This window comes from Streptomyces sodiiphilus (assembly GCF_039529215.1).
Classification (GTDB): domain Bacteria; phylum Actinomycetota; class Actinomycetes; order Streptomycetales; family Streptomycetaceae; genus Streptomyces; species Streptomyces sodiiphilus.
In genome coordinates this window covers 1-14202 of sequence record NZ_BAAAMJ010000054.1, presented here as the reverse complement: position 1 = coordinate 14202, position 14202 = coordinate 1, and the positions used below count along the sequence as shown (strand labels likewise).

14 protein-coding genes are annotated in these 14202 nt (G+C 70.8%); 4 read left to right on the top strand and 10 right to left on the bottom strand.

Features of this window, described 5'->3' with window-relative positions:
* Positions 1-6: 6 nt before the first annotated feature.
* Positions 7-1269, bottom strand: coding sequence for an MFS transporter (locus ABD299_RS20520; RefSeq protein ID WP_344264720.1), 1263 nt, complete (start codon positions 1267-1269; stop codon positions 7-9).
* A 63-nt stretch (positions 1270-1332) separates the two neighbouring features.
* Here ABD299_RS20520 and ABD299_RS20515 point away from each other — a divergent pair, with 63 nt between their 5' ends.
* Positions 1333-2388 carry a LacI family DNA-binding transcriptional regulator gene (locus ABD299_RS20515; RefSeq protein WP_344264717.1) on the top strand — a complete coding sequence of 352 codons (1056 nt, stop codon included), beginning with the start codon at positions 1333-1335 and terminating at the stop codon, positions 2386-2388.
* A gap of 49 nt (positions 2389-2437) precedes the next feature.
* Here ABD299_RS20515 and prcA read toward each other — a convergent pair whose 3' ends face one another.
* The 5 genes from prcA to arc form a co-directional block, all read right to left on the bottom strand.
* Positions 2438-3199, bottom strand: coding sequence for a proteasome subunit alpha (gene prcA, locus ABD299_RS20510; RefSeq protein WP_344264714.1), 762 nt, complete (start codon positions 3197-3199; stop codon positions 2438-2440).
* A gap of 31 nt (positions 3200-3230) precedes the next feature.
* Positions 3231-4076 carry a proteasome subunit beta gene (prcB, locus tag ABD299_RS20505; protein WP_344264711.1) on the bottom strand — a complete coding sequence of 282 codons (846 nt, stop codon included), beginning with the start codon at positions 4074-4076 and terminating at the stop codon, positions 3231-3233.
* Between the two features lie 253 nt (positions 4077-4329).
* A complete protein-coding gene (locus ABD299_RS20500; protein WP_344264708.1) occupies positions 4330-4548 on the bottom strand; it encodes a ubiquitin-like protein Pup in 219 nt (72 codons plus the stop codon).
* Between the two features lie 120 nt (positions 4549-4668).
* Positions 4669-6180 carry a depupylase/deamidase Dop gene (dop, locus tag ABD299_RS20495; RefSeq protein ID WP_344264705.1) on the bottom strand — a complete coding sequence of 504 codons (1512 nt, stop codon included), beginning with the start codon at positions 6178-6180 and terminating at the stop codon, positions 4669-4671.
* Between the two features lie 167 nt (positions 6181-6347).
* Entirely contained in the window at positions 6348-8114 is a 1767-nt protein-coding gene (arc, locus tag ABD299_RS20490; protein WP_344264702.1) for a proteasome ATPase, read from the bottom strand.
* Positions 8115-8355: 241 nt separating this feature from the next.
* On the opposite strand from arc, the gene ABD299_RS20485 reads away from it, so the two are divergent.
* A complete protein-coding gene (locus ABD299_RS20485; RefSeq protein ID WP_344264699.1) occupies positions 8356-8667 on the top strand; it encodes a ferredoxin in 312 nt (103 codons plus the stop codon).
* 18 nt (positions 8668-8685) lie between these two features.
* Here ABD299_RS20485 and ABD299_RS20480 read toward each other — a convergent pair whose 3' ends face one another.
* The 3 genes from ABD299_RS20480 to ABD299_RS20470 all read right to left on the bottom strand — a co-directional run bounded on the left by ABD299_RS20480 (position 8686) and on the right by ABD299_RS20470 (position 11533).
* Positions 8686-9246, bottom strand: a complete 561-nt coding sequence (locus ABD299_RS20480) for a hypothetical protein (RefSeq protein WP_344264696.1) — start codon at positions 9244-9246, stop codon at positions 8686-8688.
* Between the two features lie 100 nt (positions 9247-9346).
* On the bottom strand, positions 9347-10246 hold the full coding sequence (locus ABD299_RS20475) for a tRNA (adenine-N1)-methyltransferase (protein ID WP_344264693.1): 900 nt from the start codon (positions 10244-10246) through the stop codon (positions 9347-9349).
* A 42-nt stretch (positions 10247-10288) separates the two neighbouring features.
* Complete coding sequence (locus ABD299_RS20470) at positions 10289-11533, bottom strand: site-2 protease family protein (protein ID WP_425581384.1); 1245 nt, start codon at positions 11531-11533, stop codon at positions 10289-10291.
* A gap of 89 nt (positions 11534-11622) precedes the next feature.
* Between ABD299_RS20470 and ABD299_RS20465 the strand changes: the two genes are divergently transcribed.
* Both ABD299_RS20465 and ABD299_RS20460 read left to right on the top strand, forming a co-directional pair.
* Positions 11623-12549, top strand: coding sequence for a RecB family exonuclease (locus ABD299_RS20465; RefSeq protein WP_344264690.1), 927 nt, complete (start codon positions 11623-11625; stop codon positions 12547-12549).
* Positions 12550-12591: 42 nt separating this feature from the next.
* A complete protein-coding gene (locus ABD299_RS20460) occupies positions 12592-13260 on the top strand; it encodes a response regulator (protein ID WP_344264688.1) in 669 nt (222 codons plus the stop codon).
* Positions 13261-13287: 27 nt separating this feature from the next.
* Here ABD299_RS20460 and ABD299_RS20455 read toward each other — a convergent pair whose 3' ends face one another.
* Positions 13288-14022, bottom strand: coding sequence for an HAD family hydrolase (locus ABD299_RS20455; RefSeq protein WP_344264685.1), 735 nt, complete (start codon positions 14020-14022; stop codon positions 13288-13290).
* Positions 14023-14202 lie beyond the last annotated feature (180 nt).

Sequence of the window (14202 nt, the reverse complement as noted above, 5' to 3'; positions counted from 1 at the left end):
TGAACATTACGCCTGATGACCGGTTTGCAAACCGGGTTCGGGCGTGGTGTTCCGATCATTTTCCGTGTACGCCGCCGCCGTGGCTGCCCTGACGGGGGCAGCCAGGACCCTTCCGGTGGCCAGCAGGACCACCAGCCCGGCGCTACCGGAGACCGCGGCGACCGCGAAGCCCGCCGCGTCCCCGCCCCACTCGATGACCGGCCCCACCACGGCGGTGCCGGCTGCGGCGCCGACACCGAAGGTCGTCACCAGCCAGGAGAACGCCTCCGTGACGGTTCCTTCCGGGGCGTGTTCGTCGATCGCGACGAAGGCGCAGGCCAGCGCGGGCGCCAGGAAGACCCCGGACAACCCGGCCAGTGCGGTCATGACCGCCACGTCGGCCGGCACCAGGAGCAGCGGAAGGTAGCCCGCCGCCAAGGCAGCCACCAGCACCTGAAGCCGCCGTTCCGGCCTCGAGGCCCAGGTTCTCCCTCCGTAGACCAGGCCTCCCGCCAGGGCACCGCCCGCCAGCGCGGACAGCAGATAGCCGGCGATCAGCTCGTTGCCGCGCGAGTCCGCGTAGGCCACGGCCGCCACCGATATGGAGCCGAGTGCGGCGCCGACGAAGAGGAAGCACCCGAGCAGGGCGAGCAGGCCGGGTGAGCGCAGCGCCCCCAGCCAGTGGGCTTGGCGCGGGGCGCTGCGCCACCGCCGGGAGGGTAGCGAGATCACCACGGACAGGGCTCCCAGGACGCCGATCGCATTGATCACCAGAAGCGCCGCGGCCTCCGACCACATCGCCACCGTCACGGTCACCAGCAGCGGGCCTGCGGCGAACATCACCTCCTGGGTGACCGCGTCCAGCGCGTAGGCCCGGTGGATCCGGTCCGGGCGCCCCAGCACGCTGGGCCACAGCGCCCGCAGTCCTCCCTCCAGCGGCGGAGTGGTCACACCGGCCACCAGGATCGCCCCCGCGGCCACGGCCGTCGACGACAGTCCTGCCAGCGCGAAGACCCCCATGGCCGCGGCGGAGACCACCGCCGAGGGGAACATGACGCGCGGCTGGCCGTGGATGTCCACCAGCCGGCCGAGCAGCGGCTGGCCGACCGCGGTGGCCAGGCCGTAGAGAGCTGCGAGGACCCCGGCGAGGCTGTAGCTGCCGCCCTCGGAGCGGGTGAAGAGCACGATCGCCAGCGGTGCCGTGCCGTAGGGCAGACGCCCCACGAGGGTGCCGACGAGCAACCGCAGGGTGTGCTTGGTGCGCAGCAACTCCAGGTAGCCCGTGGCCATGGCTGCGGTCCTCTCGTGAAGTTTTACGTATAACGAAGAGGATTATACGTACCATGGCGGCTCATGAGCAGAGCAGAACCGGATCGTGGAACCGGAGCCGTCCCGTCCCGGCCGACCAGCCGGGACGTGGCCGGTCGCGCCGGCGTCTCGCAGGCGACCGTGTCGCTCGTCCTGCGGGACCGCTGGCGCGGACGGGTCTCCCCGGCTCGCGCCGAGGCCGTACGGGCCGCCGCCAGGGAACTGGGCTACCGGCCCAATCTGGCTGCCCGCACGCTGCGCACCGGCCGCACCAGGACGGCCCTGCTGGTGGTCCCCGCGCTCACCAATGACTTCTTCGCCCGGGTGCACAGCGGCGCCACCGCGGTCGCAGCCGAGCACGGATTCGGAGTGGTCCTGTACGCCTCTCCGGAAGGCGTGGGCCCGGCCCGTGATCCGTTCGAATCGGCCAGCGCCACCCTCGACGGGGTCATCGCCTCCTCGATGGCCTCGAAGGCACTGGCCGCCTTGCGGGACGGCGGACTGCCGCTGGTGATGCTGGACAGCGATCCGGACGATCCGCAGGCGGCCGCGACGGTGAACCCCGACATCGCCGGGGGGATGCGACTGGTGACGGAACATCTGCTGGCCCTGGGCCACCGGCGCTTCGGCCACCTTGCCGCACGTGTGGACTCCTGGACCTTCGAGGTGCGCGCCAGGGCCCTGAGGGACGCGCTGGGGCCGGTTCCGGGGGCGGAACCGGTGCGCACCGAACGGGCCTCCCTCGACGTCCCGGACGGGCTGCGCGCGGCGCGGCGGCTGCTGACCTCGGACTCCAGGCCCACCGCCATCGTCTGCGACGACGACATCCTCGCCGCGGGCGCGTGCAAGGCCGCGCGGCGCATGGGCCTGCGGGTCCCGGAGGACGTCTCGGTCACCGGCTTCGCGGATCTCGCACTCGCCACCGCGCTGGAGCCGGAACTCACCACCGTGCGGCTGCCGGCCGAGCAGGTGGGGGCCGCGGGGATGACGGCCCTGCTCTCGGTCCTGGGCGGGGAGCGTCCGGGCACGAGGGCACTCCCGGTCGAACTCGTCCCGCGTGGCTCCACGGGGCCCGCGGCCGGCCGGGAGGCGGGAAGCTGAACAGCCGGCCTCCGTGGCCGCCGCTCCCCCGCCTCCGGGCTGCCGGGCTCTACTCCTGGGTGCTTCCGCCGGAGGCGTCCGCCTCCGGGGCGCCGCCCTCCGTGCCGCTCTCGCCCTCGGCGAGAAGCTCGGTCAGCCGCCTGCCGAGCACCCGCTTGAACTTGCGCTGCTGCGGCCGGGTGCGGTCCAGGACGGCGACCTCCAGCTGATCGGCGGTCAGCTCGCGCACGGAGCCGTTGCCGTCGCGCCCCAGCGCGGCGACGGCCAGCCGCAGGGCCTCTCCCAGGGTCATGTCGTCGCGCTGGTGCTGGTCGAGGTAGCTGCCGATCTGGTCGGAGTTTCCGCCCACCGCGACCGAGCCGTGCTCGTCGATGATCGAGCCGTCGTGCGGCAGCCGGTAGATCTGGTCGTCCTCCGCGCTCTCCCCGACCTCGGCCACCAGCAGCTCGACCTCGTACGGCTTCTCCCCCACGCTGGAGAAGATCGTTCCCAGGGTCTGGGCGTAGACGTTGGCCAGCCCCCGGGCGGTCACGTCGTCCCGGTGGTAGGTGTAGCCGCGCAGATCGGCGTAGCGGACGCCGCCGATGCGCAGGTTCTCGTACTCGTTGTACTTCCCCGTGGCCGCGAAGGCGATGCGGTCGTAGATCTCGCTCACCTTGTGCAGCGCGCGGGAGGGGTTCTCCGCGACGAACACGATGCCGTCGGTGTACTGCAGCACCACCAGACCGCGCCCGCGGGCGATGCCCTTGCGGGCGTACTCGGCGCGGTCCGCCATGGCCTGCTGGGGTGACACATAGAACGGTGTCGACACCGGCTATCCGTCCCTTCCTGTCCGTCGAAAATCAGAGAACCGGGGCCTGAGGCCCGTCGGGCAGCTGGAGACGGCCCTCGTGCACCGAGCGGACGATCTCCGAGATCTCCTCCTCGCCCAGCCGGCGGAAGCCGTCCTCGGTGATCACGGCGACGATCGGGTAGATCCGGCGTGCCAGATCCGGACCGCCCGTGGCGGAGTCGTCATCGGCCGCGTCGTACAGCGCCTGCACCACCGCGGTGGCAGCCTGCTGCTCGGTGAGGCCCTCCCGGTAGAGCTTCTTGAGGGAGCCTCGGGCGAAGAGCGATCCGGAGCCCACCGCGGCGAAGCCCAGCTCCTCGGAGCGGCCGCCGGTGACGTCGTAGGAGAAGACCCGGCCCTTCTCGCGGTCCATGTCGTATCCGGCGAACAGCGGGATCACCGCCAGCCCCTGCATGGCCATGCCCAGGTTGCCGCGGATCATCGCGGAGAGGCGGTTCGCCTTGCCCTCAAGGGAGAGCTGGTCCCCCTCGACCTTCTCGAAGTGCTCCAGCTCCAGCTGGAAGAGCTTCACCATCTCCACCGCGAACCCGGCGGTCCCGGCGATCCCGACAGCCGAGTACTCGTCGGCCGGAAAGACTTTCTCGATATCGCGCTGGGCGATGATGTTGCCCATGGTGGCGCGGCGGTCCCCGGCGAGCACTACGCCGCCGGGGTAGGTGAGCGCCACGATGGTCGTCCCGTGCGGGGCCTCGACGGCTCCCTTGACCGGCGGCAGGTTCCGGTTGCCCGGAAGCTGCTCGGGGGCCTGCTGGGACAAGAAATCCATGAAGGAGGAGGAGCCCGGGGTCAGGAAGGCTGCCGGGAGTCGCCCCTGATCGTGGAAGTTGGCTGCCACAGGTTTCCTTCCGAGTAGGAGACGGCCCGCTGGAACACGTCCGGATGCTGCTGCTGCGCCCGCCCGGCGCTGCCGGGCCGAAGCGGGTGTGCCACGGACCCTACCCCTGATGCACCCATGATCCACATGGACTCCCGGGATCTCCCGCGGTACCGCACGCCCGCCTCCGAAACCCGGACAGGCCCGGGCCGCCCGCCGGCCCGTCAGAGAGGGACCGGCCGGGGGCACGGACTTCCGGGCAGCCGGGGACCGGCTACTGCCCGCCCTTCTGCACGAAGCTGCGGACGAAGTCCTCGGCGTTTTCCTCGAGCACGTCGTCGATCTCGTCCAGGACGGAGTCGACATCGTCCGTCAGCGCCTCCTGGCGCTCCTTGAGCTCCTCGGAGACCTCCGCCTCCTGAGTCTCCTCCTCGGTCTCTCCGGTGCTCCGCGACGCCTTCTGCTGGCCGCCGCCGGTGTCTTTGGTCGCCATCTCCCTCACCCCATGCTCAGCTCGGACGTACAAGATCAGACCCTACTCGCACGGACCGACATCGGCCCCTCGAGTGCTACAACGCCTGGTCACCTCCAGGATTCCCGCTCCGGTGCCCGGTCAGCCGCCGGACAGCGCCCGGACAAGATCCTCCGCCCGGTCGCAGCGGTCGAGAAGATCTTTGACGTGCGCCCGGGTACCACGCAGCGGATCCATGGTGGGCACGCGCTGCAGGGAGTCGCGCCCGGGGAGGTCGAAGATGACCGAATCCCAGGAGGCCGCCGCCACGTCGTCCGCGTACTTCTCCAGGCAGCGGCCCCGGAAGTAGGCGCGGGTGTCGTCCGGCGGGCTGCCGCAGGCCCGTTCCACGTCCTCCTCGCTCAGCAGCCGTGTCATCCGGCCGCGGGAGGCGAGCCGGTTGTACAGGCCCTTGTCCGGGCGCACGTCCGCGTACTGGAGGTCGACCAGGTGCAGCCGGGGAGCGTCCCAGTCCAGGCCGTCGCGGCGGCGGTAGCCCTCCATCAGTTCCAGCTTGGCCACCCAGTCCAGCTCGCCCGCCAGACTCATCGGGTCGCTTTCCAGACGGATCAGGACGTCCTCCCAGCGGGCCAGCACGTCCCTCGTCTGGTCGTCGGCGTCCGCGCCCCAGCGGTCCTCCACGTACTTGCGGGCCAGTTCGTAGTACTCCATCTGCAGTTGCACCGCGGTGAGTGTCCGGCCGCTGCGCAGCGTGACCAGTTCCCGCAGCGAGGGGTCGTGGCTGACCCGGTGCAGGGTGCGCACGGGCTGGTCCACGGCAAGGTCCACGGCGATGAACCCGTCCTCGATCATGGAGAGCACCAGGGCCGTGGAGCCGAGCTTGAGGTAGGTCGAGACCTCGGAGAGATTGGCGTCCCCGATGATCACATGCAGCCGCCGGTACTTCTCGGAATCGGCGTGCGGCTCGTCCCGGGTGTTGATGATGGGCCGCTTGAGGGTGGTCTCCAGGCCCACCTCGACCTCGAAGTAGTCCGCGCGCTGGCTGATCTGGAATCCGTGCTCACCGCCGTCCTGGCCGATCCCCACCCGGCCGGCTCCTGTGACGACCTGGCGGGAGACGAAGAAGGGCGTCAGGTGCCTGACGATGTCGGAGAACGGCGTCTCCCGCAGCATGAGGTAGTTCTCGTGCGTGCCGTAGGAGGCGCCCTTGTTGTCGGTGTTGTTCTTGTACAGCTGGATGGGCTGGGCACCGGGCACCTCCGCCGCCCGCTGTGCCGCCCGGGCCATGATGCGCTCACCCGCCTTGTCCCACAGCAGGGCGTCGAACGGGTTGGTCGTCTCCGGGGCGCTGTACTCGGGGTGGGCGTGGTCGACGTAGAGCCGGGCGCCGTTGGTCAGGATCACGTTGGCCAGCCCGATGTCCTCGTCGGTGAGCTGGCTGGCGTCGGCGTTGTCCCTGGCCAGGTCGAAGCCGCGGGCGTCGCGCAGCGGGTTCTCCTCCTCGAAGTCCCACCGAGCCCTGCGCGCCCGGTGCATCGCCGCCGCGTAGGCGTTCACGACCTGGGAGGAGGTCAGCATGGCATTGGCGTTCGGGTGACCGGGGACAGAGACGCCGTACTCGGTTTCGATGCCCATCACTCGCCGTACGGTCATGCGGCCCTCCTTGCCCAGCGGCGCCCCCTCACCGGTGCGCCGTCGCACATGAGCGTATGCGCCACGGGCTGCGATGGGGAGATCACTGCGGGTTTCCTCTGGACTGTGCGGGGAAAACAGTCCGGCTGCGGGGCCGCTCCCGCGGGCCCGCAGCCGGACTGATCGTGCTACAGGTACTGGCCCGTATTGGCCACGGTATCGATCGAGCGGCCGCTGTCGGCGCCCTGCTTCCCGGTGACGAGCGTGCGGATGAAGACGATCCGCTCGCCCTTCTTGCCCGAGATGCGGGCCCAGTCGTCCGGGTTGGTGGTGTTGGGCAGGTCCTCGTTCTCCTTGAACTCGTCCACGCAGGCGGCGAGCAGGTGGGACACCCGCAAGCCCTTCTGGTTGTGGTCGAGGAAAGCCTTGATGGCCATCTTCTTCGCCCGGTCCACGATGTTCTGGATCATGGCGCCGGAGTTGAAGTCCTTGAAGTAGAGGACCTCCTTGTCACCGTTGGCGTAGGTGACCTCGAGGAAGCGGTTCTCCTCCGTCTCCGCGTACATCTGCTCCACGACCGACTGGATCATGCCGGCCGCCGCCGCCTCCCGGTTGCCCTGGTGCTCGGCGAGGTCGTCGGCGTGCAGCGGAAGGCGTGCCGTCAGGTACTTGGAGAAGATGTCCTTGGCCGCCTCGGCGTCCGGCCGCTCGATCTTGATCTTCACATCGAGCCGGCCGGGCCTCAGGATCGCGGGGTCGATCATGTCCTCACGGTTCGAGGCACCGATGACGATGACGTTCTCGAGGCCCTCCACGCCGTCGATCTCGGAGAGCAGCTGGGGGACGATCGTGTTCTCCACGTCCGAGCTGACACCCGAGCCACGCGTGCGGAAGAGGGAGTCCATCTCGTCGAAGAAGACGATGACCGGGGTCCCCTCGCTCGCCTTCTCCCGGGCCCTCTGGAAGACCAGCCGGATGTGCCGCTCGGTCTCCCCGACGTACTTGTTCAGCAGCTCGGGGCCCTTGATGTTCAGGAAGAAGCTCTTCCCGGCGGGCTGGCCCGTCACCTCGGCGACCTTCTTGGCAAGGGAGTTGGCGACCGCCTTGGCGATGAGGGTCTTGCCGCATCCCGGCGGACCGTAGAGCAGCACGCCCTTGGGGGGCCTCAGCTCGTGCTCCCGGAACAGGTCGGGGTGCAGATAGGGGAGCTCGACTGCGTCGCGGATCAGCTCGATCTGGCCTCCCAGGCCACCGATCCTCGTGTAGTCGATGTCCGGGACCTCTTCGAGGACGAGCTCCTCGACCTCGCTCTTGGGAATGACTTCGTAGACGTAACCGGACTTGGGTTCCAGCAGCAGGGCGTCACCGGCGCGGACGGTGGTGTCCAGCAGCGGCTCGGCGAGCCGCACCACGCGTTCCTCGTCGGTGTGACCGACCACCAGGGCCCGCTCGCCGTCCTCCAGGACCTCCTTGAGCGTGACGATCTCGCCGGCACGCTCGTAGGCCATGGCCTCGACTACGTTGAGCGCCTCGTTGAGCATGACCTCCTGGCCACGCCGGAGCTCGCCGAGTTCAAGGTTCGGGCTGACGTTCACCCGGAGCTTGCGGCCCCCGGTGAAGATATCGGCGGTACCGTCCTCGTTCGCCTCGAGGAACACGCCGAAGCCGGCCGGTGGCTGCGCGAGCCGGTCGACCTCCTCCTTGAGGGCCACGATCTGGTCACGGGCCTCACGCAGCGTGCCCGCGAGGCGCTCGTTCTGTGCCGTGACGCCGGCGAGATTCGTCTGCAGCTCGACAATCCGCTCCTCGAGAATCCGAGTGTGCCGCGGAGAGTCGGCCAGCTTGCGACGCAGGACGGTGATCTCCTGCTCAAGATCGGCAACCTGCCGGGCCGGGTCGTCGGACCCCCGACCGGCGTGGAAGCCGCGGTTGCTGTCGTCATCGTGGGATGCCACGGTCCTCACCTCCTCCAAGGGGAGCTGGACGCTTTCAGACCCTACCTGGACCGGTGTCGTTCGAAACCCCTAGATCACAAAGACGGTCGCGGTGTGTCCGATCTTCACCCTTGCGTACTCCCTCACGCCAGGGGAATACCCGCACCGCCCCGCGGGAAAGCGGCCGGCGGTAAGGTCGAGGACGGCCAACCCCCACGGGGGAGCAGTCCTTTTCTTCACGCGCACAGGAACGGCAGGCAATATGACCGCCCAGCACGATGCCACCGAGGAGCTCGAGGTCTGGATCGACCAGGACCTCTGCACGGGTGATGGCATCTGCGCGCAGTACGCCCCGGAGGTCTTCGAGCTCGACATCGACGGCCTGGCCTACGTCAAGCCGCCGGCGCCGGCGGGCGAGGAGGCCGACCTGCTGACCGAGCCGGGAGCGACCGCGCCGGTGCCTCTGCCGCTGCTCACCGATGTGGTGGCCTCCGCCAAGGAGTGCCCGGGGGATTGCATCCATGTGCGCCGGGTCTCGGACGGCACCGAGGTCTACGGGCCGGACGCCGCCTGACCGCGCTCCGGTTCACCGTCAGGCGGGGGCCGGCACCGCCGCGGCCCGGGGTGCCGAGAGCCGGCCGTCCTGCCAGTGCCAGCTGACGTCCCGTTGGAGATCCGGGCAGCAGCGCGGCACCTCCGGGGAGGAGTAGCCCAGCAGGCGCACCGAGACGCCGTCTTCGCGCGCCTGGAGCCGCTCGACGGTCATGCCCTCCTCCGGATCCACCAGGACCTCCGCCACCCGGGGCGGGGCAGTGGCGTCCGCCGGGCGGGCCAGGACGTACATGCCGCTGGGCGGGGTGCCGCTGCCGGCGTCGCAGCGGACCACCGCGACCGTCTCCGCCCGCCCGTCACCGTCGAAGTCCACGAAGACGTGGTCGGTGACGAGCACCGGGTGCGGACCGCAGTCCAGGGGGTACTCCGCGGCGGCCGGGTCCGGCCCCGCGGCGACCGGGCCGGGCTGGCCGGCCGCCGCCTCGGGCGGCCGCATCAGCGCGGCACCGCCGGTGACCGCCGCGAGCACGGCTGCGGTGGCGACCCAGTGGACGGGGCGGCTTCGGGTGTGCGGGAGGGCAGGGCCGGCCGGAGGCTGCACGCGGGGGAACTCCTGTGAGAACGAAACGGGAGCGGGGTTGCCCGCATCGTGTCATATCTCACACCCGGGCGGAACGCCGGGGGGCGGCCCGGGGCTAAGGTCAGCCGCGTCCGCTGCCTGAGCCAGGCCCGGTGTAGTCCTCCCCGTAAGCCCCCGGAGCAGGCCTCCGGCGGCGGCGGGGAGGCTCCACACCGTCGGCCAGGCGGCGGGCCGTGAGCAGGAACCCGGTGTGGCCGATCATGCGGTGGTCCGGCCGGACGGCGAGCCCTTCGACGTGCCAGGTCCGCACCATGGTCTCCCACGCCGTCGGCTCGTTGAAGGTGCCGTGCTCACGGATGGACTCCACCGTCCGGGCCAGCTGGGTCGTGGTGGCCACGTAGGCGCACACGATTCCGCCGGGGACCAGGGACTTGGAAACGGCGTCCAGGCACTCCCAGGGCGCGAGCATGTCCAGGATGACGCGGTCCACGTCCGTGTCGGTGAGGTTGTCCTGGAGGTCACCGACCGTCAGCTGCCAGGCGGGGTGCGGGGCGCCGAAGTAGCGCTCCACGTTCTGCCGGGCGATGTCGGCGAAATCGGCCCGGCGCTCGTAGGAGTGCAGCATGCCGTGGTCGCCGATGGCGCGCAGCAGGAAGGTGCTGAGCGAGCCGGAGCCGACGCCGGCCTCGACCACCCGGGCACCGGCGAAGATGTCGGCCATGGCCAGGATCTGCCCCGCGTCCTTGGGGTAGACCACGGCGGCGCCACGCGGCATGGACAGGACGTAGTCGGGGAGCAGGGGGCGCAGCGCGAGATAAGCGACGTTACCGGTGGTCCGGACGACGGTTCCCTCGGGGGCGCCGATCAGCTCGTCGTGCGGGAAGGCACCCTTGTGGGTGTGGAAGCTCTTCCCGGCTTCGAGCGTGAAGGTGTAGTGGCGGCCCTTGGGGTCGGTGAGCTGTACCTGGTCCCCGACCTGGAAGGGCCCGCGACGGCGGGCAGCACCGGTCGGTTCGGACATGGCTCCAGCCTAGTCCAGGGAGTGGGGCCCTCCGCACCGGCGTCAGTCCGCCGCCGGTCCCCCGGGAGGCCGGCGGTCCTTGGCCATCGCCTCGACGAACGCCCGCTCGACATCGGCGGTGGAGAGCACGCCGTAGATTTCGCCCGTTTCCTCCACCACCAGGTACTCGGTGACGGGGGTGGCCCTCAGGTGTTCCAGCAGCGGCTCGCCGCTCAGCTCCGCGGGGACCCTCATCCCGTCGGTGAGATCCTCGGCGAGCGTGCTGACCTGGACCCAGGGGCGGCGGTGTTCGGGCACCTCGGCGATACCCGCCTCACGGACCAGCGACACCGGGTCCCCCGAGGCGTCGACCACGACCAGCGCGCGGGCGCCGGCGTCGTTGGCCCGGCGCAGCGCCTCCGACAACGGGGTCTCGGGGCTCACCGGGACGGCACGCCGGGTGAGCCGGCGGGCCTGCAGAGCGGGGAGCCGCTGCCGGAGCCTGGCCACCCGCAGGCTGTTGCCCGCGCCGGTCCAGATGATGGCGGCGAGGATCGCGGCCAGCAGGGCGTCGGTGAGCGAGTCCGCCCCGGTGTAGGAGTCCCGGTCGGTGAACCCTCCGGCGTGGGTGGCCAGCGGCAGACCGATGAGCACCACCAGGGCCAGGGCCCGGCCGGTCCACGCCGCCGCCACGGTGCCCGTCATCGGGTCGCCCGAGATCTTCCAGACCAGTGCGCGCAGCATCCGGCCGCCGTCCAGCGGGAGGCCGGGCAGCAGGTTGAAGACCGCCACGATGAGGTTGGAGATGGCCAGGCCGGCGAGCAGCACACCGGGAACCGTGCCGGCCTCGACCGCCAGCAGTCCGGCCCAGAAGACACCGGCCAGCAGGAGCGAGAGCAGCGGGCCCACGAAGGCGAGGGTGAACTCCCGGCCGGGGGTCTGGGACTCCTTCTCGATCTCCGAGACGCCACCGAAGAACTGCAGCTGGATCCGGCGGACGGGCAGGCCGAAACGGAGCGCGGCGACGGTGTGGGCGAGTTCGTGGACCAGTACCGAGCCGTAGAAGGCGACCGCGAAGAAGAGTGAGACGAGGTAGCGGCCGTTCCCCAGCTCGGGGAGCACCCGGTCGAGCTGGTTGCCGAAGAACCAGGTGATCAGGGCGGCGACCAGGAACCAGCTGGGGGCGACATAGATGGGCACGCCGAGGACACGCCCCATGAGGAGCCCGCCGCCGGCCTTCTTCGGGCGCTGCGGCCGGTCGCTTTCGGTGTCTCGCACGGTTCCCCTCGCACTGGTCCTGTCGGGCAGGTGCCGGGGCTCCGCGGCCACGTGCGCGGTGCCTGCCCCGGTCGATGGTATGCGCCGATCTGTCGGTCACGGGCCGTAGGGTTCCTCCCATGAACGGGTCCTCCGCCGCCTCGCCTCCCCGGTCCTTGTCGCCTTCCAGGGCGGCCGACTTCATGCAGTGCCCGCTGCTCTACCGGTTCCGGGTGATCGACAAGCTGCCGGAGGAGCCGAATCCTGCGGCGACCCGCGGCACCGTGGTGCACGCCGTGCTGGAGCGGGTGTTCGACGTCCCGGCCGAGGAGCGCAGCGTGCCGCGGGCGCGGTCGCTGGTCGTCGGTGAGTGGCAGCGCCTGCTGGCCAGGCGCCCGGAGCTGGCGAAGCTGTTTCCCGGGGAGGAGGCACAGGCCGGGGGCCCGCGGCTGGCGGAGTGGCTCGCCGATGCGGAGGCACTGGTCGAGCGGTGGTTCGGTCTGGAGGATCCTTCGCGTCTGGAGCCCGCCGAACGGGAGCTCTTCGTGGAGACGACGCTCGACTCGGGGCTGAGGCTGCGCGGTGTCATCGACCGGGTGGACATCGCTCCCACCGGCGAGGTGCGCATCGTCGACTACAAGACGGGCAAGGCCCCCAGGCCGGAGTACGCGGGGGACGCGCTGTTCCAGATGAAGTTCTACGCCCTGGTGCTGTGGCGGCTGCGCGGGCGGGTGCCCCGCCGTCTGCAGCTGGTCTATCTGGGCAGCGGAGACGTCCTGACCTACGACCCGCAGGAGTCCGAACTCCTGGCGGTGGAGCGCAAGCTGCTCGCCCTGTGGGACGCGATCTCGCGGGCCACCGAGTCCGGTGACTGGCGGCCGAAGCGGAGCAGGCTGTGCGACTGGTGCGATCACCGCGCCCGGTGTCCGGAGTTCGGTGGCACTCCGCCGCCCTACCCGCTGACCGTGCAGCCGCCGCTCCCCGTCGAGCTGCCCGGCCAGTCGACGGGCCCTTCCGGCGCGCAGCCGGCCGGGGAACGCCCGGACACCGGCGCGGCCCCGGCGTGAGCGACAATGGAGGAGTCCACCGCCCCGGGGAAGGATTCGCCCGTGCCGATCCGCGTTCTGCTGGTCGATGACCAGCCGTTGCTCCGCACCGGTTTCCGGATGATCCTGGAGGCCGAGCGGGATATCGCCGTGGTCGGCGAGGCCGGCGACGGTGTGCAGGCTCTGGATCAGGTGCGGGCTCTGCAGCCCGATGTGGTGCTGATGGACATCCGGATGCCCCGGATGGACGGCGTGGAGGCGACCCGCCGGATCACCGGCCCGGCCAAGGACGGCCCGGTGAAGGTTCTGGTGCTGACGACGTTCGATCTCGACGAGTACGTGGTGGAGGCGCTGCGGGCCGGTGCCAGCGGCTTTCTCCTCAAGGACGCCCCGGCCGCCGAACTGGTGCAGGCCATCCGCGTGGTGGGGGCGGGAGAGGCGATGCTTGCCCCGAGCATCACCCGCCGCCTGCTCGACAAGTACGCGGGCAGGCTCCCCACCGGCGAGGAGTCGCTGCCGGACTCCCTGGCCACGCTCACCGAGCGCGAGGTCGAGGTTCTGAAGCTGGTGGCTCGCGGTCTGTCGAACGCGGAGATCGCCGCGGACCTGTTCGTCAGCGAGACGACGGTGAAGACCCATGTGGGGCATGTGCTGACGAAGCTGGAGCTGCGGGACCGGGTCCAGGCCGCCGTCTATGCCTACGAGAGCGGGCTGGTGCGCCCCGGGAGCTGACGGCGGGCCCACGCCGGCACCCGCGGCTCATGCCGTCGCGGGGCGGAGGGCGCCGGCGGTCCGGGAGGGCGGTGGGGGCAGGGAGCGCAGGAAGGGCAGGTCGACCTGCTCGAGTGAGTCGACGACCGTCCGGCCCGGGGCCGGGCGGATGGGGTTGACCGAAGGCACGACCACGACCTGGCAGCCGGCTGCCTCCGCGGAGGCCACTCCGGTGGCGGTGTCCTCCACTGTGACGCAGTGCAAGGGCGCCGCCCCGAGCAGGCCGGCCGCAGTGAGGTAGGGGTCCGGGTGCGGTTTGGAGCGGGCGAGGTCGTCCCCGGCCACCGTGATCTCGAAGTTCTCCGGCCCCAGGGCCCGCAGCATGCGCTCGACAACCGGCCGGTGCGATGCCGAGACCAGGGCGGTGGGCACCCGGTGCACCACCAGTTCGGTGAGCAGCCGGCGAGCGCCCGGCATCAGGGTCACCCCCCGCTCGATGCGGTTGAGGAACGCTGCGTCGATCAGGACGCTCACGTCCTCCAGGGTGATGTCCGCCCCGGTGACATCGATCAGGTACGTGGCGCTGCGGCTCATGGGGCCGCCGGCGACGACCGTACGGTGCTCGTCGGTCAGGTGGTGTCCGAGTGAGGCGAAGACCTCGACCTCGGCGTCCCACCAGACGCCCTCGGTGTCGACGAGGGTTCCGTCCATGTCCAGCAGGACGGCGTGCGGCGTCGGCCCGGTGCGCGTCCGCCTGCCGACAGCGGTCGGGGTACTCGTCATCCGCGTGCACCTGCCTCCGTGAGGACGGGAAGGCCGCCCGTGCTTCCCTTCCGGGGCACGGACGGCCAGTACCGGACCGGTCAGTGTACTGCGGCTGACCGGCGATCTCCCGGCCTCTCACCTGATCGGAGTACGTCAGCGGGCGTTGAAGTAGGTGGCTTCGGGGTGGTGGAGGACGAT